At 54.9% G+C, this 23266-nt stretch carries 19 protein-coding genes and 1 tRNA gene; 8 read left to right on the top strand and 12 right to left on the bottom strand.

The window, feature by feature from the left end; translation table 11 throughout:
* Positions 1 to 32: 32 nt before the first annotated feature.
* The 7 genes from ilvN to ilvA are packed head-to-tail and all read right to left on the bottom strand — an operon-like array spanning position 33 to position 7931.
* Entirely contained in the window at positions 33 to 539 is a 507-nt protein-coding gene (ilvN, locus tag ACLTX1_RS11380) for an acetolactate synthase small subunit (RefSeq protein WP_176821065.1), read from the bottom strand.
* A gap of 1 nt (position 540) precedes the next feature.
* Positions 541 to 2208, bottom strand: a complete 1668-nt coding sequence (ilvB, locus tag ACLTX1_RS11375) for a biosynthetic-type acetolactate synthase large subunit (protein WP_308449068.1) — start codon at positions 2206 to 2208, stop codon at positions 541 to 543.
* A gap of 4 nt (positions 2209 to 2212) precedes the next feature.
* Positions 2213 to 3292: a 3-isopropylmalate dehydrogenase gene (gene leuB / locus ACLTX1_RS11370; protein WP_176821067.1), complete on the bottom strand. Its 1080-nt coding sequence runs from the start codon at positions 3290 to 3292 to the stop codon at positions 2213 to 2215.
* Positions 3289 to 3783 carry a 3-isopropylmalate dehydratase small subunit gene (leuD, locus tag ACLTX1_RS11365; protein ID WP_176821068.1) on the bottom strand — a complete coding sequence of 165 codons (495 nt, stop codon included), beginning with the start codon at positions 3781 to 3783 and terminating at the stop codon, positions 3289 to 3291. The genes leuB and leuD overlap by 4 nt, the downstream gene beginning before the upstream one ends.
* A 2-nt stretch (positions 3784 to 3785) precedes the next feature.
* Positions 3786 to 5045: a 3-isopropylmalate dehydratase large subunit gene (leuC, locus tag ACLTX1_RS11360; RefSeq protein WP_176821069.1), complete on the bottom strand. Its 1260-nt coding sequence runs from the start codon at positions 5043 to 5045 to the stop codon at positions 3786 to 3788.
* A gap of 1 nt (position 5046) precedes the next feature.
* The gene (locus ACLTX1_RS11355) at positions 5047 to 6720 is read right to left on the bottom strand and encodes a 2-isopropylmalate synthase (protein WP_308449066.1); all 1674 of its coding nucleotides are present in this window, start codon (positions 6718 to 6720) and stop codon (positions 5047 to 5049) included.
* A 14-nt stretch (positions 6721 to 6734) separates the two neighbouring features.
* Entirely contained in the window at positions 6735 to 7931 is a 1197-nt protein-coding gene (ilvA, locus tag ACLTX1_RS11350) for a threonine ammonia-lyase (RefSeq protein WP_176821071.1), read from the bottom strand.
* 627 nt (positions 7932 to 8558) lie between these two features.
* Between ilvA and ACLTX1_RS11345 the strand changes: the two genes are divergently transcribed.
* The 4 genes from ACLTX1_RS11345 (at position 8559) to ACLTX1_RS11330 (ending at position 13337) form a co-directional block, all read left to right on the top strand.
* On the top strand, positions 8559 to 9956 hold the full coding sequence (locus ACLTX1_RS11345) for an MATE family efflux transporter (protein ID WP_308449065.1): 1398 nt from the start codon (positions 8559 to 8561) through the stop codon (positions 9954 to 9956).
* Between the two features lie 255 nt (positions 9957 to 10211).
* Entirely contained in the window at positions 10212 to 11414 is a 1203-nt protein-coding gene (locus ACLTX1_RS11340; RefSeq protein ID WP_343284788.1) for a class I SAM-dependent rRNA methyltransferase, read from the top strand.
* Between the two features lie 14 nt (positions 11415 to 11428).
* Entirely contained in the window at positions 11429 to 12793 is a 1365-nt protein-coding gene (locus ACLTX1_RS11335) for an MATE family efflux transporter (RefSeq protein ID WP_343284787.1), read from the top strand.
* A 34-nt stretch (positions 12794 to 12827) separates the two neighbouring features.
* Positions 12828 to 13337, top strand: a complete 510-nt coding sequence (locus ACLTX1_RS11330) for a flavin reductase family protein (protein WP_316687845.1) — start codon at positions 12828 to 12830, stop codon at positions 13335 to 13337.
* Positions 13338 to 13405: 68 nt separating this feature from the next.
* Here ACLTX1_RS11330 and ACLTX1_RS11325 read toward each other — a convergent pair whose 3' ends face one another.
* The gene (locus ACLTX1_RS11325; protein WP_395506642.1) at positions 13406 to 13552 is read right to left on the bottom strand and encodes a hypothetical protein; all 147 of its coding nucleotides are present in this window, start codon (positions 13550 to 13552) and stop codon (positions 13406 to 13408) included.
* Between the two features lie 147 nt (positions 13553 to 13699).
* Here ACLTX1_RS11325 and ACLTX1_RS11320 point away from each other — a divergent pair, with 147 nt between their 5' ends.
* Genes ACLTX1_RS11320 through ACLTX1_RS11310 form a run of 3 tightly spaced genes read left to right on the top strand, consistent with a single transcriptional unit; the run spans position 13700 to position 16666 of the window.
* Positions 13700 to 14368 (top strand): TIGR01906 family membrane protein, encoded by a 669-nt coding sequence (locus tag ACLTX1_RS11320; protein ID WP_316687843.1) that lies wholly within the window; start codon positions 13700 to 13702, stop codon positions 14366 to 14368.
* A gap of 49 nt (positions 14369 to 14417) precedes the next feature.
* Positions 14418 to 16373 carry an FAD-dependent oxidoreductase gene (locus ACLTX1_RS11315; RefSeq protein WP_308449060.1) on the top strand — a complete coding sequence of 652 codons (1956 nt, stop codon included), beginning with the start codon at positions 14418 to 14420 and terminating at the stop codon, positions 16371 to 16373.
* A complete protein-coding gene (locus tag ACLTX1_RS11310; RefSeq protein WP_176821077.1) occupies positions 16370 to 16666 on the top strand; it encodes a ferredoxin family protein in 297 nt (98 codons plus the stop codon). The genes ACLTX1_RS11315 and ACLTX1_RS11310 overlap by 4 nt, the downstream gene beginning before the upstream one ends.
* Positions 16667 to 16798: 132 nt before the next feature.
* On the opposite strand, the gene glgA is transcribed toward ACLTX1_RS11310, so the two are convergent.
* The 4 genes from glgA to glgB all read right to left on the bottom strand — a co-directional run bounded on the left by glgA (position 16799) and on the right by glgB (position 22679).
* On the bottom strand, positions 16799 to 18226 hold the full coding sequence (glgA, locus tag ACLTX1_RS11305; protein WP_176821078.1) for a glycogen synthase GlgA: 1428 nt from the start codon (positions 18224 to 18226) through the stop codon (positions 16799 to 16801).
* A 42-nt stretch (positions 18227 to 18268) separates the two neighbouring features.
* The gene (gene glgD, locus ACLTX1_RS11300; protein ID WP_176821079.1) at positions 18269 to 19381 is read right to left on the bottom strand and encodes a glucose-1-phosphate adenylyltransferase subunit GlgD; all 1113 of its coding nucleotides are present in this window, start codon (positions 19379 to 19381) and stop codon (positions 18269 to 18271) included.
* Positions 19381 to 20589 carry a glucose-1-phosphate adenylyltransferase gene (locus ACLTX1_RS11295; RefSeq protein WP_308449058.1) on the bottom strand — a complete coding sequence of 403 codons (1209 nt, stop codon included), beginning with the start codon at positions 20587 to 20589 and terminating at the stop codon, positions 19381 to 19383. The genes glgD and ACLTX1_RS11295 overlap by 1 nt, the downstream gene beginning before the upstream one ends.
* A gap of 80 nt (positions 20590 to 20669) precedes the next feature.
* Complete coding sequence (gene glgB / locus ACLTX1_RS11290) at positions 20670 to 22679, bottom strand: 1,4-alpha-glucan branching protein GlgB (protein ID WP_412330962.1); 2010 nt, start codon at positions 22677 to 22679, stop codon at positions 20670 to 20672.
* A 506-nt stretch (positions 22680 to 23185) separates the two neighbouring features.
* On the opposite strand from glgB, the gene ACLTX1_RS11285 reads away from it, so the two are divergent.
* Positions 23186 to 23262 (top strand) — tRNA-Val (locus tag ACLTX1_RS11285).
* Positions 23263 to 23266: the final 4 nt, after the last annotated feature.

Here is a 23266-nt window from a genome sequence, read left to right as displayed (position 1 = left end):
ATTGGTATGTTAATTTAAATGGACAAACTAAATTAGAAATTGATGGCCTGACGGATCGTCGTGCTGCCCTTTTCAAGGGAAACATTGCCGGTGCGGCAGATCTCAAGGATCTCGTAGTCGCGCATCAAATCGACGAATTCATCGATTTTTCGCGATTCGGAGGTCAGGCAAAGCATCAGGGAATCCTTGGAGTAATCCATGGTCTTCGCGCCGAACGCGTCCGCCGCGGCAAGGATGTCACTGCGCGTTTTGGAATCGTTTTTCAGCTTAATGAGCATCAGCTCGCAGCTGACGGAGGTGTCCGGGGTAAACTCTTTAATGGAGCAAACGTCCGGCAGCTTATAAAGCTGGTTCACGAGCTGCTGCTTCTGCGTCTCGCCGCCCTCAAACGTGACGGTGATGCGGGAAAGCGCGTTCGATTCCGTTTCGCTGACGGTCAGAGAAATGATGTTGAACTGACGTCTTCTGAACATGCTCGTCACACGGTTCAGCACGCCGAACTGGTTATTGACCAGAACCGCTACGGTATATCGATTCATCTCATTCACCCACCTTCATGATAATATCATCCATGCTGCCGCCCGGCGGGAGCATGGGCAGGACGAATTCGTCCTTATCGATCCTGCAATCGATGACATACGGGCCGTCGCAGCTGAACGCGTGCTCAAACGCCTTGTCGAGCGCCGCCACGGTATCAACAGCCTCGCCGTCCGCGCCGAACGCGCGCGCAAGCGCCACAAAGTCAGTCTTGCGGTCGAGAATCGTGTTGGAATAGTGCTTATTAAAGAACAGCGTCTGCCACTGACGCACCATGCCGAGCACGCCGTTATTCATCAGAAGGATGACAACCGGCACGTTGTAGGTTACGGCAGTGGTGAGTTCGTTGAGACACATACCGAAGCTGCCGTCGCCCGTGACGAGCACGCTGCGCTCGCCTGTGCCGACCGCCGCACCGATGGCCGCACCGAGGCCGAAGCCCATGGTGCCGAGGCCGCCGCTGGAAATGAAGCGGCGCGGCTTTTTAAAGTTCACGTTCTGCGCCGCCCACATCTGGTGCTGGCCGACGTCCGTTGCAACGGCGGTATTCTCGCCGAGGTGCTTGTTCAGCGTCATGATCGCGTTGCGGGGCGTAAGGCCCGGGCGAATATCGAGATAATCGTTTTCGGTTTCTTTTAAGGCCTTCACGGCCTTTTCCCAGTCGGGCTTCTGCTCTGCGTTGACGAGCGGAATGAGCTTTTGCAGCGTCAGCTTCACGTCGCCGCGCAGGCCGCAGGCGGAGTTCACGGTTTTCGAGAGCTCGGAGCCGTCCACGTCAATATGGATGATCTGCGCAAGCTTCGCAAACTTCTCGCGGTTGCCCGTCACGCGGTCGTTAAAGCGCACGCCGAGCGAAATGATGAGGTCGGCGTCGTGCATCGCCATGGAAGAAGCGTAGTGGCCGTGCATGCCCTGCATACCAAGGAAACGCGGGTGGTCGGTCGGAATGCCGGAAAGACCCATCAAGGAGCAGCCGATCGGCGCGTCAATCTTCTCGGCGAGCGCCAGCATTTCTTCCTGCGCTTCCGATGTGATGAGACCGCCGCCGAAGTAAATGAACGGGCGCTTCGAGACATTGATGAGCGCCGCGGCTTCTTTGATGCGCACGTCCTTCGCCGCGTGGCGTTCTTCGGGCTGTACGGGTGCCTGCGGCTCGTAGTCGCAGACCGCTGTCTGCACGTCCTTCGGCACATCGATGAGCACCGGGCCCGGTCTGCCGGACTGCGCAAGCGCAAACGCCTCGCGGATGGTGTCCGCCAGATTCTCCACGGAGCCGACGAAGTAGTTGTGCTTCGTAATGGGCAGCGTCACGCCCGTAATGTCGATCTCCTGGAAGCTGTCCGTGCCGATCTGTGTTGTCGGCACGTTGCCGCAAATCGCGACAAGCGGGATGGAATCGAGGTACGCCGTCGCAATACCGGTCACAAGGTTCGTTGCGCCCGGGCCGGAGGTGGACATCACCACGCCCACCTTGCCGGTCGCTCTTGCGTAGCCGTCCGCCGCGTGGGCAGCGCCCTGCTCGTGCGCCGTCAGCATGTGGCGAATTTCATTCTGATATTTATAAAGACTGTCGTAAACGTTCAGGATCTGCCCGCCCGGATAACCGAAAACGGTGTCGCAGCCCTGTTCAATTAAAGTTCTGATGAGGATATCTGCACCTGTAAGCTGCATTCAATTACTCCTTCGTTAAGTATTCAAGGATGAGGTCGCCGCACTTTTTGCAGCCAACCTTCGTCATGCCGTCTTCCATAATGTCGGCAGTACGGTAACCCGCGTCAAGGTACTTGGAAACCGCATGCTCCACCGCATCGGCTTCCTTCGCCATATCGAAGCTGTAACGCAGCATCATGGCGGCGGAAAGAATGGTGCCGATCGGGTTTGCAAGGTCCTGACCCGCAATGTCCGGTGCAGAGCCGTGGATCGGCTCGTACAGGCCGCAGCTCGTTGCACCGAGGCTCGAGGACGGGATCATGCCGATGGAGCCGGTGATCATGGAAGCTTCGTCGGAAAGAATGTCACCGAACATGTTCTCCGTCACGATGACGTCGAACTGTGCCGGGTTCTTCACGATCTGCATCGCGCAGTTATCGACGAGCATATCGGTCAGCTCCACGTCGGTGTATTCTTCCGCCAAGCGGTGCATGACCTTCTTCCAAAGGCGGCTCGTATCGAGCACATTGCTCTTTTCTACGGAGCACAAACGGTGATTGCGCTTTCTTGCCGTCTCGAATCCGATGCGGCCGATGCGCTCGATCTCCGCTTCACTGTACTTCATAATGTCCGTCGCGACCGGCTGGCCGTCTGCATCATCGGTCTTATGCTCGCCAAAATAGATGCCGCCGATGAGCTCGCGCACGATGATGAAATCGATGCCCTTTTCGACAATAGATTTTTTCAGCGGAGAAGCGTCAGAGAGCTGCGGCCAGATCTTCGCCGGGCGGTTGTTGCTGTAAACACCCATACCCGCGCGCAGGCGCAGCAGACCCTTTTCCGGGCGCTTCGGGCCCGGCACATCGTTCCACTTGTCACCGCCTACGGCGCCGAGCAGCACACTGTCGGAAGCTACGCACTTATCGAGCATTTCCTGCGGCAGCGGGTCGCCCCACTTATCGATGGCACAGCCGCCCATATCGACGTCTGTATAATGAAAGGTGTGTCCGTACAGCTCTGCAATTTTATCCAGTACGCGGAGCGCTTCGTTTACGATCTCCGGGCCGATGCCGTCGCCGCGGATCACCGCGATGTTCTTCGTCATTTGTTTTCCGCCTCCTTGAGGGACTTCAGCAAGCCGCCTGCTTTGATGATGTTCTGAATAAACGGCGGGAACGGCTGTGCCTTATACGTCTTGCCGGTCGTGATGTCGGTGATGATGCCGGTATCAAAATCGACCGAAACTTCGTCGTTTGCGTTGATCTCGTCTGCCGCTTCCTCGCACTCGAGAATCGGCAGGCCGATATTGATGGCGTTGCGGTAGAAAATACGCGCAAAGCTCTTTGCAATGACGCAACCCGTGCCGCAGGTTTTAATGACGAGCGGTGCGTGCTCACGGGAAGAGCCGCAGCCGAAGTTCCAGCCCGCCACAATGACGTCGCCCTTTTCGACCTTCTTTACGAACGCCTTGTCAATATCCTCCATGCAGTGGAGCGCAAGCTCCTGTGCGTTCGGGGTGTTGAGGTAACGTGCGGGAATGATAACATCCGTATCGACGTTATCGGGATATTTGAAAACCTTGCCCTGTGTGTTCATGCTTACGCCTCCTTATATTCGGTGATGTAGCCGGTCAGCGCGCTGGCTGCCGCCGTGTGCGGAGAAGCCAGGTACACTTCGCTGTCCACATGACCCATGCGGCCGACGAAGTTGCGGTTCGTTGTGGCGATGCAGCGTTCGCCCGCTGCCAGAATGCCCATATAGCCGCCGAGGCACGGACCGCACGTCGGGGTAGAAACAACAGCGCCCGCATCGATAAACGCCGTCACATAACCGCGCTCCACGCATTCACGGTAAATCTGCATCGTGCCCGGAATGATGATGCAGCGAATGCCGTCCGCGATTTTCTTGCCGTTCAAAATGCTGTACGCCGCTTCCATGTCTTCCATTCTGCCGTTCGTGCAGCTGCCGATGACAACCTGGTCGACCTTAATATCGTGCAGCTCGCTTGCCGGATGCGTGTTCTCCGGCAGATGCGGACAGGCGACGGTCGGCACAATCTTTGCGAGATCGATATCGATAACCTTTTCGTATTCCGCGTCGGGGTCTGCTTCGTATACAACCGGCTCGCGTTCGCTTCTGTCCTGTAAATAGGCAAGCGTAATATCGTCCACCGGGAAAATACCGTTTTTCGCACCGGCCTCAATCGCCATATTGCAGATGCACAGGCGGTCGTCCATGGAGAGGTTCTTCACGCCCTCGCCGGTGAACTCCATGCTCTTATACAGCGCGCCATCCACGCCGATCATGCCGATGATTGTGAGGATAACGTCTTTGCCGCTGCAATTTTCCGGCAGCTTACCGGTCAGGTTAAATTTGATCGCGGACGGAACCTTAAACCACGCCATGCCCGTTGCCATGCCGGCTGCCATATCCGTAGAGCCAACGCCTGTGGAGAACGCGCCCAGCGCACCGTAGGTGCAGGTGTGGCTGTCCGCGCCGATGATGCAGTCGCCGGCGGTCACAATGCCCTGCTCCGGCAAAAGCGCATGCTCAATGCCCATCTTGCCCACGTCATAGAAGTGGCTCACGCAGTGGCTGCACGCAAACTCGCGGCACGTCTTGCTCTGTTCCGCCGCCTTAATATCCTTGTTCGGCACAAAGTGGTCGAGTACGATCGTCACTCTGTCCTTATCGAAAACGTCTGTAAAGCCCGCTTTCTTAAACTCATGGATTGCGACCGGCGTCGTGATGTCGTTGCCGAGCACGATATCCAGCTTTGCATTGATGAGCTGACCGGCGGTAACTTCACTGAGACCCGCGTGCGCCGCAAGAATCTTCTGCGTCATGGTCATTTTCATTTTAGTTTCCCCCTTTGATCATATTGTTGTAAGCGCTCAACAGCGCCTTTGTATTTGCCTTTACAACGTCGGTGTCGGTGCCTGCGCCCCAGAACATCGAACCGTCTTCCTTTTCAAGGCCGATGTACGAAGCCGCCACGCTCTGCGAGCCCTGTCCCTGCATACTGTGCTGGGTAAAGACCTGCAGGGTGTACTCTGCACCGGTGTACGCACGCAGCGCGTTGTTGATCGCGTTGAGGGAACCGTTGCCCTCCGCTTCCATCTCGGTCTCTTCGCCGTCCTTCGCAAACGTGATGCCGATCTTCACGTTGTCCTTGTCGCGCATAAACTCAAAATCCGTCACGGTAACACCGTTCGTCAGATTGAGGTAGTTCTCTTCAAAGATATTCAGAACCTCATCCGGCTTCAGTTCCTTGTGCTCGTGGTCGGAAATATCCTTGCACAGATAGCTGAAGTGCTCGCGCATTTTCGGCGGCAGGTTATAGCCGTACGTCTGCTCCAGCAGATAACCGATGCCGCCCTTGCCGGACTGGGAGTTGACGCGGATAACGTCTGCGTCGTACGTTCTGCCGATGTCCTTCGGGTCGATCGGAATGTACGGTACGTTCCACTGATGCAACTTATTTTTCGCTCTGTATTTCATGCCCTTTGCAATCGCATCCTGGTGGCTGCCGGAAAACGCCGCAAACACCAGTGCGCCCGCATACGGGGCTCTTTCGTACACATGCATACGCGTGCATTTTTCATATTCGTCCACAAGGTACGGCATGTCGGAGAAGTCAAGCTTCGGGTCAACACCGTGGGAGTACATGTTCATCGCAAGCGTAATGATATCCACGTTGCCGGTACGTTCACCGTTGCCGAACAGCGTACCCTCTACGCGGTCTGCGCCGGCAAGGAGCGCCAGCTCGGTGTCCGCAACGCCTGTGCCGCGGTCGTTGTGCGGGTGCAGAGACAAAGTCACGAATTCACGGTACTTGAGGTTCTCGCTCATGTACTCGACCTGCGAAGCATACACGTGCGGCATGCTCATTTCCACCGTGACCGGCAGATTGATGATGACGTTGTTCGTCTCGCTCGGCTCCAGAACGTCGAGAACCGCGTTGCAGACCTCCAGCGCATATTCCGGCTCGGTGCCCGTAAAGGACTCCGGGGAATACTCAAAGCGGAAGTTGCCTTCGTATTCGGCCGCAAGCTTTTTGACGAGCTTCGCGCCGTCTACGGCGATCTTCTTGATCTCCTCCTTGGACTTCTTAAACACCTGCTCGCGCTGTGCAACACTGACGGAGTTATAGAAGTGGATAATTGCGCTCGGTGCACCCTTGCACGCGTCGAATGTCTTACGGATGATGTGCTCGCGGCACTGGGTGAGCACCTGCACGGTAACGTCCTCGGGAATCATGTTGTTGTCAATCAGCGTGCGGAGGAACTCATATTCCGTCTCGCTCGCCGCCGGGAAACCGACCTCGATCTCCTTAAAGCCGACCTGCAAAAGCACTTTGTAGTATTCAAGCTTTTCTTCAAGGCTCATCGGGATGACAAGGCTCTGGTTGCCGTCGCGCATATCCACACTGCACCAGATCGGCGCCTTTTCAATGTGGTCTTTTTCCACCCACTTGTTATATTCTTTCGATACCGGGAAGTACCCGACCTTATATTTGCTTGCGTCCATCATTTTGCTTTCTCCTCTCAACCCTTGGTGGTTCTGAAGCCTGCTTCACGCAGGGCGTTTTTGATCGTTTTCACATGGTTGTTGTCGCGCGTCTCCATTTCGATGCGCAGGAAGCAGCCGTTAATGCTTTCGGTGTTGCCTTTTTCATAGTGCACGCCGGTCACGTTGCCGCCGCAGTCCGCGATGATCGAAGAGATCTCCTTGAGCTGACCGGGCTTGTCGATAAGCTCGATGAGGAGGCTCGCGGAACGGCCGGAGTTCATCAGGCCGCGGTCAATCACGCGGGAAAGGCTCGTCACGTCGATGTTGCCGCCGGAGACGATGCACACAACGCGCTTGCCCTTTAAATCAAATTTATTGAACATCACGGCGGCAACGGAAGCAGCGCCCGCACCCTCCGCGATCATTTTCTGCTTTTCGATGAGTGCCAAGATTGCGCTCGAAACTTCGTCCTCGCTCACCAGCGCGATGTCATCCACATATTTTTTGACAATCTCAAACGTGTTGTCACCCGGGCGCTTTACGGCGATGCCGTCCGCCACGGTCTGCACGGTGTCGAGTGTCTCGATCTTGCCGTCGTGAATGGAGTTGTACATGCTCGGTGCGCCGGTCATCTGTACGCCGTACACCTTCACGCTCGGGCGGATGTGCTTTGCGGTGTACGCAATGCCGGAGATGAGTCCGCCGCCGCCCACCGGCACCACAATGGCATCGATGTTGTCAAGGTCATTCAGAACCTCCAGCGCGATGGTGCCTTGGCCCGCGATAACGTCTTCGTCGTCAAACGGGTGCACGAACGTATAGCCCTCTTTTTCTTTCAATTCAATCGCCTTGTTATACGCGTCGTCGTAAACGCCCTCCACAAGGCAAACCTCTGCGCCGTAGCCCTTTGTGGCCTCCACCTTGGAGATCGGCGCGGAGTCCGGCAGACAGATGAGCGATTTGATGCCGTTTTTCGTTGCCGCCAGCGCCACGCCCTGTGCGTGGTTGCCCGCGGAACAGGCAATAACGCCTTTCGCTTTCTCTTCTGCGGAAAGCTGGGAGATCTTATACGCAGAGCCGCGCACCTTAAAAGAGCCGGTGATCTGCAAATTCTCGGGCTTTAGGTACAGGTCGCAATCCGGCGCGATGCCGTAGGTCTTCACGACGTTTGTTTCGCGGATGATGCTCTTTAGAACGGTTTGTGCATCAAATACTTTGTCTAATGATAACATGTTCTTCTGCCTTTCCTGCTGTGTTCGGTTTAAAGCCTTATGAATTTGAAAGTTTGTGCTTTCAAACTTGCAGCTTGTTTCTTTGTTCTTCCGCTTTGAAGTGTAAAAAAACCGCCTCAAAGCCGTTTATGCTTTGAGACGGGTGTAATAACTAAATTATGCACTCGCGGTACCACTCAAATTGCGGAGAACCTCCGCCACTCTTCGAAGTCCAATAACTTCTATGCACTGACGTAGCAATCACGGGATACCCTACTGAATTCGCTGTTCAGGCATCCGGCTCGGAAGGGAGAAATCTCTGCATCTCTGCACCGGTTCACACCTTCCACCGGCTCTCTGAAACAGCTCTGCACAGACAGTCTTCGTCATCGCTTTTTGTTATGAAATTGAATAGATTATAACACCCGTTTTTCTCGTTGTCAATGCTTTTCGACCGCCTTGTCAAAATTTTTCTTCTGTAAGTTTTGCAGGAAACACCTTTTCTCCCACCGTTTTTCCTTTTTTCTCAAATCGGGCGCTTTTTCCGCAATTCACGCAAAAAGTGTGGAAAACAACGTGCAAAATCCGCAGTTCTGCCATAGCCAAAATAAAAAAGGTATGATAAAATAAGAAGGTTGAAAAGAGACTATGTATTTTCGGGTGATTTTCGTGACAAAAAGCATGACAGAGGGTAAGCCCCTCAAGCTTATCCTGCAATTTGCGGTGCCGCTTTTGCTCGGCAACCTCTTGCAGCAAATGTATAATCTGGTTGATGCCGCCATCGTCGGCCGTGTGCTCGGCACCGGCGCACTTGCCGCCGTCGGCGCCACAAGCAGCGTGCAGTTTCTGGTACTCGGTTTCTGCATCGGCATCTGCATCGGCTTTGGTATCCCCATCGCCAAAAGCTTCGGCGCAGAGCGTCTTGATAAAATGCGTTCGTACATTTTCAACTCCGTGCTGCTTACCGCCTTATTCGCGGTGCTCATCACGGCGGTATGTTCTCTGTGCTGCACGCTCATTTTGCAAATGCTCTCCGTGCCGCAGGATGTTTTTGACGACGCCTACGCGTATCTCATCGTCATTTTCCTCGGCATCCCCTTTACCTTATTATACAATCTGCTCTCCAGCATCCTGCGCTCCGTCGGTGACAGCCGCACGCCGTTCCTGTTCCTCGCCATCTCGACCGTCCTGAATATCGGTCTTGACCTGCTCTGCATCATTGTCTTCAAGTGGGGCGTTGCGGGCGCGGCGATCGCCACCATCGCAGCGCAGGCGGTCAGCGGCATTTTGTGCCTCATCTATATCCGCTTCCGCGTACCGCTCCTCACGCTTTCCCGCGCAGACTGCAAAGCGGATGCCGAATCCATCCGTGACCTCGTCGTCATGGGCATCCCCATGGGACTTCAAACCTCCATCACGGCCATCGGCAGCATGGTCATGCAGGCAGCGAACAACGGCCTCGGCAGCGTGTATGTTTCGGGCTTCACGGCCGGTATGCGCCTGAAGCAGTTCTGCATGTGCCCGTTTGATGCCCTCGGTTCTGCTGTTTCCGTCTTCTGCGGTCAGAATCTCGGTGCCAAAAAGCCGGAGCGCATCCGGCAGGGCGTACGGCTCGGCGTCATCGTCGGCGTCGCCTACGGCTTCTGCATCGGCCTTGTCATGATCTTCTTCGGCCGCAGCATGTCCACGCTCTTTGTTGAATCGAGTGCAGGCGACGTGCTCGACGCTTCCGCAAAATATCTGCGCTGCATGGGCTACTTCTTCTGGAGTCTCGGCATCCTCAACATCTGCCGCATGGCGACACAGGGCATCGGCTTCTCCGGCCGCGCAGTATTCTCCGGCGTAACGGAAATGTTCGCGCGCTCCATCGTCAGCCTCGGCTTTGTCGGCGCGTTCGGCTATACGGCTATCTGTTTCTCGGATCAAACCGCGTGGATCGCCGCCGTGCTCTACATCACCCCTACCTGCCTGCACTGCATTAAGAAAGTCACAAAACAGATCGAAGCGGAAAAAGCGAACGCCAATTTCTCCGAAAGCGTTGGTTAAAAGTTTTTGATCCAACTTTTTTCAAAAAGTCGGTCAGATCCCAAAGGTGAAACCTTTGGTCGTCGTTCGCAGACGACGAAATCCTTTTGCCTACCCAAAAATCAGGAGTGATAGTAAGCAATGCTTCGCATTGCTAGAACTGTCCGGCGGACAGTTGAACCGCAAGGGACTCAATTAGGGGGTCCCTTGAAAGGCTTGCCCTGCAAGCCTTTAGAAAAAGCTCCCCCATCTCAACTATATAAAAGGAACCCATCTATGAACGAAACTATTGTAACACTCAAAAAAGGCGAAGGCCGCGCTTTCAAAGCGGGCGGTCTTTGGATCTATGATAACGAGATCGAAAGCATCCACGGCACGTTCAAAAACGGCGCCGTCGTCACCGTGCAGGAGCAAAACGGCTTCCCGCTCGGCCGCGGCTTCATCAACCAGAACTCCAAGATCCGCGTCCGCATGCTCACCCGCGACGCGTCACAGGAGATTGACGACGCGTTCCTCGAGATGCGCGTGCGCAACGCATGGGCATACCGCAAGCGCACGGTCGATACCTCCGCCTGCCGCGTCATTTTCGGCGAAGCGGATTTCCTGCCCGGCCTTGTCATCGATAAATTCTCCGATGTCCTCGTCGTCGAGTCCCTCGCGCTCGGCATCGATAAAATGAAGCTGCAGATTGTTGACATCTTAAAGAAAGTCCTGCTCGAAGACGGCATCAAAATTCGCGGCGTGTACGAGCGCAGCGATGCCAAAGAGCGATTAAAAGAAGGCATGGACCGCAAAAAGGGCTTCATCGGCGACGAATTCGACACCGATGTCGAGATCGTCGAAAACGGCGTGCGCTACATCGTGGACGTTAAAGACGGCCAGAAGACCGGCTTTTTCCTCGACCAAAAATATAACCGTCTCGCCATGCAGCGCATCTGCAAGGATATGGATGTGCTCGATTGCTTCACACACACGGGCTCCTTCGCGCTGAACGCCGGCATCGCGGGCGCAAAGCACGTCCTTGGCGTAGACGCGTCCGAGCTCGCCGTCGCGCAGGCGCAGAAAAACGCCGCTCTAAATAATCTTTCCGATACGGTCGAGTTCAAGTGCGCCGACGTTTTTGACCTGCTCCCCGCGCTCGAAAACGAGGGCAAGCAGTTCGACGTCGTCATTCTCGATCCCCCTGCGTTCACAAAATCCAAAAACGCCATTAAAAACGCCGTCAAGGGCTACCGCGAGATTAACCTGCGCGGCATGAAGCTCGTCAAGGACGGCGGCTACCTTGCCACTTGCTCCTGCTCGCACTACATGAACGCCGAGCTCTTCGCCCAGACCATTGGGCAGGCCGCGCGCGCCGCGCACTGCCGCCTGCGTCAGGTGGAGTTCCGCACCCAGTCGCCGGATCATCCTATTTTGTGGAGTGCCGACGAATCCTATTACCTCAAGTTCTATATTTTTCAAGTCTGCCACGAGCACTGAGGAGGCGCTTTTCCTTGAAATTCACAAACGACCTCGGATCGGATAACATTAAAGGCCTCGTCTGGACCTTGGCCGTTCCCTCCATGCTCTCGCAGCTCGTCAGCGTACTGTACAGCATTGTAGACCGTATGTACATCGGCAATATTCCGAGCAACGGCACACAGGCGCTCGCGGGCGTCGGCGTGTGCGGCCCCATCGTCACGCTCATCTCGTCGTTTGCGTTTCTCGTCGGCATCGGCGGTGCGCCGCTTGTCAGCATCAACCTTGGCGAAAAGAACATAGACGCCGCTAAAAAAGTTATCGCAAACTGCTTCGTGTACATTTTGTCCCTCGCTGTGCCCGTCACGGTGCTGGCCTATATCTTCCGCCGCCCCATTTTGCTCACGTTTGGCGCGACCGAGGCCGTTTACCCCTACGCCGAGACCTACTTTTCGCTCTATCTTATCGGCACGGTCTTCGCCCTCACCGCCACAGGCATGAACCAGTTTATCATCACACAGGGCCACAGCCGCAGCGGCATGTTCTCCGTTTTAATCGGCGCCATCATCAACATTGTGCTCGACCCCATTTTTATCTTCGCTCTCCATATGGGCGTCGCGGGCGCGGCCATCGCCACGGTCATTTCGCAGGTTGCAAGCTGTGCGTTTGTGCTGTGCGTCCTGTTCGGCAAACATATCGAAGTTCCCATCACATTTGGCGGATACGATTTAAAAGTCATCGGCCGTGTGACGAGCATCGGCATGAGCGCGTTTCTCATTATTCTTTTCGATAACGTCATGCTCATCTCGCTCAACATGATGCTTCAGCGCTACGGCGGCGACAACAGCGACATGCTCCTCACCTGCAACACCATCGTGCAAAGCTTCGAGCTGCTCATCACCATGCCGCTCGGCGGCCTCACCATGGGCACACAGACCATTTTAGGCTACAATTTAGGCGCACGCCGTCCGGAGAAAATCCTTCGCGCGCAGCGGTACATCTTCGTCATCGCGGTCAGCTTTTGCGTCCTCATGACGCTCGCCGCGCAGACCATCCCGCATCTCTTTGCAGGCATTTTCACCAAAGAACCCGAATACATTGCCATGACGGCGCGGCTCATCCGTATTTACACGCTCGGCACCGTGTTGCTTGGCATGCAGTACGAGATTGTGGACGGCTTTACGGGCATGGGCGTCGTCAAAATCGCGCTGCCGCTTTCGGTCTTTCGCAAGGTCATCTTCTTTGCGTGCATTTTCATCCTGCCGCGCTTCCTGCCCATCGAGCAGATCTTCTTCTGCGAGCCCATCTCGGATATTTTACCGCCGCTCGTCTCCATTTTGGTCTACGCACTCACCATCAAACGCGTTATTAACCGCGGTCCGCAAAAGCAGATCGCCTGACTTCTGTAAATCTTTTCCGAAAGGACTGTTTTAAATGGCATTTCGTTCCGTACCGTATGACTCCCTGTCTTTAAACCCGTTCACAAAAATCGGCAAAGAGTGGGCCCTGCTCACCGCCGGCGATGAAAACGGATTCAACACCATGACCGTCTCCTGGGGCGCCATGGGCTTCATGTGGGGCAAGCCGTCCGTCACCGTGTATATCCGCCCGCAGCGCTACACGAAAGAGTTTGTCGATACCCGCGATACTTTCACGCTCTCGTTCTACCCCGCAGAGAAAAAAGACGCACTCTCCTACCTCGGTAAAGTTTCCGGCCGTGATGAAGACAAGGTCAAAAAAGTCGGCTTCACCCCGGCGTTCACAAACGGCAATGCGTATTTTGAAGAAGCGGAGCTCGTGCTCGTCTGCCGCAAAATGAGCCGCACGCCGTTAAGACCCGAGCAGTTCCTCGACGAAACCGTAGACGGACGCTGGTACCCGAACAAGGACTACCACGAAATGTACATCGCAGAAGTCATCGATGTGCTCGTCAAAGAATCATAAAAAGCACAAAACCGCCGCATACCGGAGAAATTTCGGTATGCGGCGGTTTTCTCATATCTATCCTGTTTTTAAACGCATTCACCGAAGCAATCCTTAATCTCCGTCATGCGCGTCATCTGCTTTACGCCAAACGGACAGCGCTTCGGCAAGTATCGCGTTATCAAATAGTCTTTTTGCGCGTTTTCCTTGCGATTTTGCAGGGATTGTGCTACCATGTTTCCTATAAATTCAAAAAAGGAGGGACACCGTATGACGTTTGTCTCCACAAAAAAATTAGAAAAGCCCATCCCGGAGGGCATGTCCCCGCAGAAAGCACCGTGCGGGTCTGCCTTTGCAAGATAAAAAATTCGGAGGTATTTCCCGTGTCTGATAAACTTCAAAAATCCCCGTTGGCGGTCGTTTTCAATATCGTGCTCGCCGTCGCGCTCGTGCTGTTCATTATCAGCGCCGCTGTCGTCTTCACGCTCAATTTCCGTCCGCTCTATTATTTTGACGTTGACCATTTAAACATCACCGCCATGTCCGGCCTGCCGCGCGAGGAAATTTTGCAGAACTACAACGTGCTCATCGATTACAACTCCATTTTCGGCACAAAAGTTCTGAATTTCCCCACGCTCGCCATGAGCGAGAGCGGCCGCATCCATTTTGAAGAAGTCAAAAACGTGTTCGGCGTCTTCGAGATCACGCTCATCGTCAGCGGCATTTTGAGCCTTGCGGGCATCATCTACCGCCATTTTAAAAAGAACCCGGGGTATCTGCTGCTTTCCGGCATTTTAACGGTCGCCATTCCCGCAGCGCTCGGTGTACTCATCGCCTTAAACTGGGAAACGGTGTTCGTCCTATTCCATAAGATTGTCTTCCATAACAACTATTGGATCTTCGATGCCGCAACAGACCCCGTCATCACCATTTTGCCCGATACCTTTTTCATGCACTGCGCTTTGATGATCCTGGCGCTCGTGGTACTGGGCAGCATCATCTGCCTGCTCGCATACAGGCACGCAAAGCATAAAAAGACGCACACCGCCTAAAGCTTTGCTGAAGCTCCGCTTTTCACACTCAAACAAGGAGGGATCTGCTTTGCAGACCTATAACTGGCCATATAAAAATGAATTAGACATCACCGAAATGCTTTCCTGCGACGTTTTGGTGCTCGGCGGCGGCCTTGCCGGCTGCTATGCCGCCATCGCGGCGGCACGGCGCGGACAGTCCGTCATCTTAGTGGAAAAAGGTGCCACCGCCCGCAGCGGCAGCGCAGGCACCGGTTTCGACCATTGGGAATCCGCCTGTACGAACCCCTGCTCCACCGTCACGCCGAAGGAAATCGCCGAAGCGTACGTCGATGAGCAGTGCGGCTACTCTAACGGCATCGCGCACTACATCGAGTGCCGCGAGGGCTACGACCGTCTGTTAGACCTTGAGTCGTTCGGCGGCAAAGTCCGCGACACCGACGATGAATTCAAGGGCGCAGAGTTCCGCGATGACGAAACGAAGCTGATGTTCGCCTACGATTATAAAAACAAATTCACTCTGCGCGTCTGGGGCAGCACCTTTAAGCCCGCTCTTTTCAAGGAGCTTCTGCGCCTCGGCGTGAAAGTGCTTGACCGCACCGAAGCCACCGCATTGCTCACCACCGCCCGGAACGGCAAAAAGCATGGCGCGGGCGCCTGCGCCATGGACGTGCGCACCGGCAAGTTCTACATCCTCCGCGCCAAAGAGACCATTCTCACCATGAGCCGCCCGGCGCGCGTCTGGCTTTTTAACCCGGATATGACCGGCCTGTGCGAGTTCCGCCCTATGCAGAGCATCGGCAGTGGCCACGCCATGGGCTACAAGGCCGGCATCGAGTTCACCATGATGGAAAAATCCGTCAAGGGCGAGTTCTCCGCCGCCGGCCGCAGCTTTCCGCCCTACGGCGCAGGCAATAACCACAACACGTGGTATGCCGCAACGATGGTCGACGCCCGCGGCGTGGAAATCCCCTACGTCGACCGCGACGGCAATGAGCTTAAAACCGTCTCCGAGCGCTACTACCCCGCTCCCGGTCAGAAATTTTTCTTAAAGGGCGGCGTCATCGATAACCCGAAGTACGAGTACCGCGGCCCCGAAACGCTCGATTTTGAAGAGCTCATGCGCCGCGGCTACCAGCTGCCGTTCTACGCAGACCTCAGCCGTATGCCCGACGCGGAGCGCCGCGTCATCTGGGGCATGATGGTCGGCGAAGAGGGCAAAACAAAAATTCCGATCCTCAAAAATTACACAGAGCGCGGCTTTGACCCCCAAAAGCACATGCTGCAAAGCTATGGCACGGGCTGGCAGTCCGCAAACTTTCTCGAGCAGGAACGGCAGCTGTTCGGCGCGCCGGGCGGCATTTGGCACGATTGGGACCTCAAAACAAACATCGACGGCATCTACGCCGCCGGCGACCAGCTCTACGCTTCGGACTGCGCCGGTTTCGCCTGCGCCACGGGCTACTACGCCGGCCGCAAAGCCGCCGCAGCTGCCAAAGCACTCAATACCCTGCCCGACTATAATGAAGCGGAAGCCGCAGCCGAGCGTGAACGCCTGCTCGCCCCCATCCGCCGCGAAGACGGCATGGATTGGCGCGAACTCAACATGGCCATCTCCAAAGCCATGCAGAACTACTGCGGCGGCGTAAAGTGCGATGCGCTTTTGCATGAGGGTCTCGACCTGCTCGAAAGCTTTGAAACCGAGATCGTCCCGCAGATCAGCTGCAAAAACCCGCACGAGCTCATGCGCGCGCACGAGGTCTTTGATATTTTGACCGTCTCCAAGTTAATTTTGCACGCCTGCCTCTCCCGCAAAACGTCGTCCGAGCCGCTGTTTTTCAAGCGCACGGACAGCACCGAGACCGACCCCGAGCGCGACTGCCGCTTCATCACCGTCCGACAAGAAAACGGCGAAGTCATCTACGACAGCCATCCGCTCTACTATTTCGGCGACCTCGAGACCGAGTACGAAAAGCGCAACGGGGATTACATCAGAACCGAGCAGAAGGGGGCGTATCGGAAATGAGCGAGCTTCAAAACAAAATTCTCACGGCAGAACCCGTGCCGTGCAGCACACACCCGATTCTTTACGATGAAACAAAATGCGTCGGCTGCAACGCCTGCGTCAACATCTGTCAGGTGGATATCCTCATCCCCTCGCCCGAAAAAGGCAAGCACCCCATCGTGCTCTACCCCGGCGAGTGCTACTACTGCGGCGCATGCGTCATGGCGTGCCCGCACGACGGTGCCATCCGCCTCGAGCACCCTCTCATGAACCGCGCAAAGTTTGTCCCCGTCCGTTACCCGGAAGAGAAATAACCAAAACATAAAAACGCAAAAATGCCCTGCCTGTGCTTAAAAACACAAGCAGGGCATTTTTCATTTTCTACAATACCTAATCAAACGGTCGTACAAAACGCCGTCTTGTTTCTCGAAAGACGTTTTAGAAGATCAGCTGTTGATGAGCTGCTTATACAAACGAATGTAATCGTTTGCGGAGCGGCCCCAGCTGTTGTCGCACGCCATTGCGCGCTCCACAAGCACCTTCCAGCCGTCCTTGCTCTCGTTATACGCGTAGATCGCGCGGTGCACGGAGTTCAGCATATCCTGCGTGTCATACGTCTGGAACGTGAAGCCGTTGCCCTTGCCGTCGCCGCTGTCCGTAATGGAGTCCTTCAGGCCGCCCGTTTCGCGTACGACCGGAATGGAACCGTAGCGCAGCGCCACCATCTGTGAAAGACCGCACGGCTCGCTCTTGCTCGGCATCAGGAAAATATCGGAGCCGCCGTAGATCTTGCGCGCAAGCTCCGGCACAAAGCCCTGGCACAGCACAAATCTGCCCGGATACTTCGCCTGCATCTCTTTAAAGAACTGCTCATACTCCCAGTCGCCGCTGCCAAGGACCACAAACTGCGCGTTCGAGTACGTCATGATGTTGTCCACGCCGCCCTTTACAAGGTCAAGGCCCTTGTGGGAGACAAGGCGCGTTACCATACCGATGAGCGGCACATCCGGGTCAACGGCAAGGCCGAGGCGCTCCTGCAGCTTTGCCTTGTTGACGGCTTTGCCCTCCAGGTGCTTTGCGTCATACGTCTCATACAGGTTCTTGTCCGTCGCCGGGTCATAGCCCACCACGTCAATGCCGTTCAAAATGCCGGAAAGCTTCCAGGCACGCTCGCGCAAAATCGGGTCCAGCTTGTGGGCGAACCACGGATCAAGAATTTCCTTCGCGTACGTCGGGCTCACGGTAGAGACCCAGTTCGCGCTCTCAATTGCGCCCTTCATCAGGTTCACGCAATCATTGTATTCGAGTAAGCTCTGTTCGCTCTTCGGAATACCGAAAACGTCTTCCAGAATCTCAAAGCCGTACTGGCCCTGATACTGGATATTGTGAATGGTGAACAGCGTCTTAATGCCGCTGTACCAGTCGTTGTTTGCATAGAACAAACGGTAGTAGATCGGCACCAGCGCCGTCTGCCAGTCGTTCGCGTGGATCACATCAGGCTTAAATTCAATGTACGGCAGCATCTCCAAAACGGCACGGGAGAAGAACGCAAAGCGCTCCGCGTCGTCAAAGTGACCGTAAAGTCCTTGGCGCTTAAAGTAGTACTGGTTATCGATAAGGTAGTAAATGACATTGCCTACCTTCGCCTCAAAAATACCGCAATACTGGCGACGCCAAGCCACCGGCACACTGATGCTTGTTAAAAACTTCATGTTGTCGCGCAATTCCTGCGGCACGCTTTCATACAGCGGCATCACCACGCGGCAGCCAATCAGACGTGCGCGCAGCGCCTGCGGCAAAGAACCCGCTACGTCTGCAAGGCCGCCCGTTGCGGCAAAAGGCAACGCTTCACTGGCACAAAACAAAACTTTCATATCAATTACACCGCTTTCCTTTCCTTCGTTTTTCGGGGCAGATTAGACCTTGCTTTCCTTTGCAATGTACACCGGGTAGGTCTGATAGCCCATCAGCGTGCGGTTCTCTTCAATCTCCACGTTCTTGTCCGCCACAACATAATCGAGCCGACTGTTCGCGCCGATGACCGTGTCCTGCATGATAACGCAGTTGCGGACCTTCGCGCCTTTGCCGATCTTCACGCCGCGGAACAGCACACAGTTTTCCACTTCACCGTCTATCACGCAGCCGTCTGCAACAAGACAGTTGGTGGCATACGAATTCAAACCGTATTTCGCCGGCATATCATCGCGTACCTTCGTGTAGATCGGGCGGTTCGGATTGAACAACTCGGCGCGCACGCGCGGATCCATCAAACCCATGTTAGCGTTAAAGTACGCTTCAAACGAGGAAATTTGATATGCAATGCCCTTAAATTCATAACCCATCACGCGCAGTTCGGGAATTACGCGCTGAACCATATCTTTATCAAAGTCATATTCGTTGCGGCTCATGCATCCTTCAACGAGCTGAAGCAGCAGTTCGCGGCTAAGGATATACATACCGATGCCGTAATTTACACCGTGCTCGCTTCCGCGGTGCAGAAGCAGCTCGCGAATGCGGTTCTCGGGGTCTACCATATAGATATTGTTGCGGTCTACGTCCGGCGAAGTGCCATGGCGGTAAATGACCGTAATGTCCGCGTTCTGGCGCACATGCTGCTCCAGTGCCTCGCGGTAATCGATATTGCAGACCATATCGCAATCGGAGAGAATCACATATTCCTCAAGGGAATTTTTCAGGAAGCGGCGAATGGAATCGAGCGATTCGATCTTGCCGTCGGTTCTCGAAGTCGATTTGCCGAACGGCGGCAGCAGGTACAGACCCTCGCGCTTTCTCGAAAGGTCCCATGCCTTGCCGGAGCCGAGGTGGTCCATCAAGGACTGGTAGTTATCCTCCGTGATGATGCCGACCTTGTTGAGGCCGGAGTTCACCATGTTGGAGAGGGTGAAGTCAACCAAACGGTAACGGCCGCCGAACGGCACGGAAGCCATCACGCGCAGCTCTGTCAGGTCGCGTACTCTTTCTTCGTGTGCATAGGCAAAGATGATGCCCAAAACATTATTTCCAAACATTATGCCTGCGCCTCCTTATCGATCATTTCCTTCGGCGCCACAACGGTGCCCTCAGAGAGCTTGCAGTCCGGGCCTACGACCGCCACGCCCCAATCGTCTCTGTTTTCCATGTCCTCCGGGCGTTTACCGATGACGCAGTTCTTGCCGATGACAGCGTTCTCCGCCACGATCGCATACTGCACCTTCGCACCTTCTTCAATCACAGCGCCCGGCATCACGATGGAGTCCGTCACAGTCGCGGTCGGCGCCACATAAACGCCGTGGAACAATACGGAGAACTCAAGATTGCCGTATACGTTGCAGCCCTCTGCTACGAGTGAGTTCTGCACCTTTGCGCCCTTTGCAATGTAATGCGGCGGCATGACCGGGTTTCTGGAATAAATTTTCCAGTCTTCGCGGGAAAGGTCAAGACCGGCCTTCGGGTTCAAAAGGTCCATATTGGATTCCCACAGGCTGTCAATCGTGCCGACGTCCTTCCAGTAGCCCTCAAAGCGGTACGCAAACATACGCTCGCCTGCGTTCAGCATGGTGGGCAGCACATCCTTACCGAAGTCATTCGAGGAATTCGGGTCCTTCTCGTCCGCCTCCAGATACGCGCGCAGCTTCTTCCAGGAGAAGACGTAAATGCCCATGGAAGCCTTGTTGCTCTTCGGCACAGCCGGCTTCTCGTCAAATTCGTAAATAGAGCCGTCCGGGTTCGTGTTCAGAATACCGAAGCGGGAAGCCTCCTCCATCGGCACTTCGTAAACGGCGATGGTGCAGGCCGCATCGTGCTCCTTGTGATACGCAATCATCTTGGAGTAATCCATCTTGTAGATGTGGTCGCCGCTCAGCACAACCACGTAATCCGGGTTGTAGCGCTCAATAAACGGTATATTCTGGTAAATGGCATTTGCCGTGCCCTTGTACCAGTCAGAGCCGCTGCTCTGCTCGTACGGCTGCAAAATATGTACGCCGGCATTCATACTGTCGAGATCCCACGGCTGGCCGGAACCGATGTATTCGTTCAGCTCGAGCGGCTGATACTGTGTCAGAACACCCACGGTCTCAATGCCGGAGTTCACACAGTTGGAAAGCGGAAAGTCGATAATACGGTACTTGCCTCCAAACGGAACAGCCGGCTTTGCGAGGTTCTTGGTAAGAACACCGAGACGGCTGCCACGGCCGCCTGCCAGCAGCATTGCAACTACTTCTTGCTTAGGTAACATGACTGATGATCCCCTCTCTGGTAGATTTCGGGCGTTCCGGCATTTTGCCGCCGCCCGTATATTGTTTCATGTAAAATGAATCAGGCTTTTTTCTTTGCGGCTTTTGTGCCGGCCGCCTTTTTGGCCGCGGGCTTTTTGGCTGCGGGCTTCTTTGCCGTCGTCTTTGTCGTCTTCGCAGCGGGCTTCTTTGCCGCCTTGCGCTTGCAGCGCAGGAAGAATACCGTGTTCTCCGGCAGCGTCAGCGAAATGCTCTGCTCAAAGCCGTGCATCGCTTCATCCACGGTGCGTATGTTGCTGCCGTTCGTAAAGCCCGTGCCGCCAAACTCCGCAGCGTCGGAGGTAAACACCTCTTCGTAAACGCCCGCGTACGGCACGCCGATGCAGTAATTCTCGCGGCGGACCGGCAGGAAATTGCACACGGCAATCAGCTCGTTGCCCTCACGGTCAAAGCGGCGGAACGCAATAACGCTCTGGCTGTCGTCGTCGTTCGAGATCCACGAGAAGCCCTCCCACGAGAAATCGATCTCCCACAGCTCGGAACGGCCGAGGTAGAACGCGTTGAGCTTTTTAAAGAACGTCTGCGCCATCTGGTGCTCAGGGTATTGCAGCAAATTCCACTCGAGTTCTTCGTTAAAGTTCCACTCGTCGTGCTGCGAGAACTCCGTGCCCATAAACTGCAATTTTTTGCCCGGGTGTGCCATCATGTAGGTCGCAAAGCAGCGTACGCCTGCAGCCTTTTCCTCCGGCGTGCCCGGCATCTTATTATAGAGAGAACCCTTGCCGTAAACGACCTCATCGTGCGAGATCGGCAAAATGAAATTCTCGGAGAACGCATAGAAGAACGAGAACGTCAGGCTGTTGTGGTTGCCCTTTCTAAATAGCGGATCCAAAGACATGTAGCGCAACATGTCGTTCATCCAGCCCATGTTCCATTTATAATTGAATCCGAGACCGCCCATGTAAGTCGGCTTCGTCACCATCGGCCACGCGGTGCTTTCTTCGGCAATCATCATGACCTCCGGCACCTCGGCGAAAATCGCCTCGTTCAGTCTTTGTAAGAACGCAATAGCCTCCAGATTTTCCTTGCCGCCGTTCTTATTCGGGATCCACTCGCCGTCCTTGCGGTTGTAGTCAAGGTACAGCATTGAGGCCACAGCGTCCACGCGCAAGCCGTCAATGTGGTATTCCTTCACCCAGAACAGTGCGCTGCTCATCAAAAAGCTGATGACTTCCGTGCGGCCGTAGTCAAACACCAGCGTGCCCCACTCCTTGTGCTCGCCTTTTCTCGGGTCTGCATATTCATAGCACGGCATGCCGTCAAATTTCGCAAGACCGGCCTCGTCGCGCGGGAAGTGTCCCGGCACCCAGTCCATAATCACGCCGATGCCCGCTTGGTGGCAGCGGTCGATAAAGCGCATAAAGTCCTTCGGCGTGCCGTAGCGGGAGGTCGGCGCAAAGTAGCCCGTCACCTGATAGCCCCAGGAAGCGTCGAACGGGTACTCCGTCAACGGCATCAACTCAATGTGCGTAAAGCCCATTTCCTGCACATACGGGATCAGCTCGTCACCGAGCTTGTCGTAAGAGAACACGCTGCCGTCCGCATATTTGCGCCAGGAGCCTGCGTGCATCTCGTAGATGTTCACCGGCTGGTTATAATGCGGGTATTTTTTCTTGTGCTCAAACCAGCGGCCGTCGTTCCACTTGTACCCCGAAATGTCGTAGTAGCGGGAAGCCGTGCCCGGACGTGTCTCTGCGTGGAACGCATACGGGTCGGACTTATACGTCACCGTGCCGTCCTCCGCCGTAATGACGAGCTTATACGCGTCAAATTCCTTTAAGGGTTCGTCCGTATAGCCCTCCCAAACCGCGTCGTCGATCTTTGTAAGCGGATACTTTTCCGGATTCCATTCACAGAAATCACCGGTAATGGCAACTGCCTGCGCGTTCGGCGCCCATACGCGGCACACGGTGCATGCCTTTCCGTCCTTTATCGTGTTGTGCACACCCATGTATTCGTAGGAATGGCTGTTTTTGCCGCTGCGGAACAAATAAAGCGGAACATTGCCTTCCGGCGCCGTTTTGTTTATCATCTCACTCATACGTCCTGTCCTTTCCATTCGGAACAGCCCGGCAAACGCCGGCGGTGCATGCCATTCTCATTTTTGCACCCGCAGTCCGTCCGAATTTTTTGCCGCACAGCGTCTTATTTTCCTATTTTCCGTGCCGTTCAATTTAATAAAAGACGCTCTGCACCAATGTTCATACTAATAATACCACAACAAGAAAAAAGTTCAAGGGTTTTTAGCTAATTTCTAACAATAACCCATGAAAACTCACTTCGGTTTGTATAGTTTCAATAACTAACCACCGATAAAGCCCACATAAAGGCAAGCTTTTCCGCCGCATTTCAGCCCACTTGCGGCGTTCCCCGTGCATTCTGTGTTTTCAGTATACTGCCCCCGCGTTAAATACAGTGTCGGAAAAAGGAAAGTTTACCGAAACTTTCTGTAAATCCCTTCGCAAAAATCACGTCATCCCCAAATTAGCGTTTGACAAATCCCATTTTCTGTGGTAGAATACATAATACAGTTGATATGGAAGCGTAGCTCAGCTGGTTAGAGTGCCTGCTTCACACGCAGGAGGTCCGCGGTTCGAGCCCGCGCGTTTCCACCAAACT

The organism is Hominenteromicrobium sp., assembly GCF_046974225.1.
Taxonomy (GTDB): Bacteria; Bacillota; Clostridia; order Oscillospirales; family Acutalibacteraceae; genus Hominenteromicrobium; species Hominenteromicrobium mulieris.
Note: the sequence above shows the minus strand (reverse complement) of the source record. Positions and strands in the feature narration are given on the sequence as shown.

Bases quoted from the DNA above. Each gene is read 5' to 3' on its own strand.
- glgD (WP_176821079.1), bottom strand. From the start codon at position 19,381: ATGTTTGGAAATAATGTTTTGGGCATCATCTTTGCCTATGCACACGAA.
- ilvB (WP_308449068.1), bottom strand. From the start codon at position 2,208: ATGCAGCTTACAGGTGCAGATATCCTCATCAGAACTTTAATTGAACAG.
- glgB (WP_412330962.1), bottom strand. From the start codon at position 22,679: ATGATAAACAAAACGGCGCCGGAAGGCAATGTTCCGCTTTATTTGTTC.
- glgA (WP_176821078.1), bottom strand. From the start codon at position 18,226: ATGAAAGTTTTGTTTTGTGCCAGTGAAGCGTTGCCTTTTGCCGCAACG.
- ilvA (WP_176821071.1), bottom strand. From the start codon at position 7,931: ATGTTATCATTAGACAAAGTATTTGATGCACAAACCGTTCTAAAGAGC.
- ACLTX1_RS11355 (WP_308449066.1), bottom strand. From the start codon at position 6,720: ATGATGGACGCAAGCAAATATAAGGTCGGGTACTTCCCGGTATCGAAA.
- ACLTX1_RS11325 (WP_395506642.1), bottom strand. From the start codon at position 13,552: ATGGTAGCACAATCCCTGCAAAATCGCAAGGAAAACGCGCAAAAAGAC.
- leuB (WP_176821067.1), bottom strand. From the start codon at position 3,292: ATGACGAAGAACATCGCGGTGATCCGCGGCGACGGCATCGGCCCGGAG.
- ACLTX1_RS11340 (WP_343284788.1), top strand. From the start codon at position 10,212: ATGAACGAAACTATTGTAACACTCAAAAAAGGCGAAGGCCGCGCTTTC.
- ACLTX1_RS11310 (WP_176821077.1), top strand. From the start codon at position 16,370: ATGAGCGAGCTTCAAAACAAAATTCTCACGGCAGAACCCGTGCCGTGC.
- ACLTX1_RS11345 (WP_308449065.1), top strand. From the start codon at position 8,559: ATGTATTTTCGGGTGATTTTCGTGACAAAAAGCATGACAGAGGGTAAG.
- ACLTX1_RS11295 (WP_308449058.1), bottom strand. From the start codon at position 20,589: ATGTTACCTAAGCAAGAAGTAGTTGCAATGCTGCTGGCAGGCGGCCGT.
- ilvN (WP_176821065.1), bottom strand. From the start codon at position 539: ATGAATCGATATACCGTAGCGGTTCTGGTCAATAACCAGTTCGGCGTG.
- leuD (WP_176821068.1), bottom strand. From the start codon at position 3,783: ATGAACACACAGGGCAAGGTTTTCAAATATCCCGATAACGTCGATACG.
- leuC (WP_176821069.1), bottom strand. From the start codon at position 5,045: ATGAAAATGACCATGACGCAGAAGATTCTTGCGGCGCACGCGGGTCTC.
- ACLTX1_RS11330 (WP_316687845.1), top strand. From the start codon at position 12,828: ATGGCATTTCGTTCCGTACCGTATGACTCCCTGTCTTTAAACCCGTTC.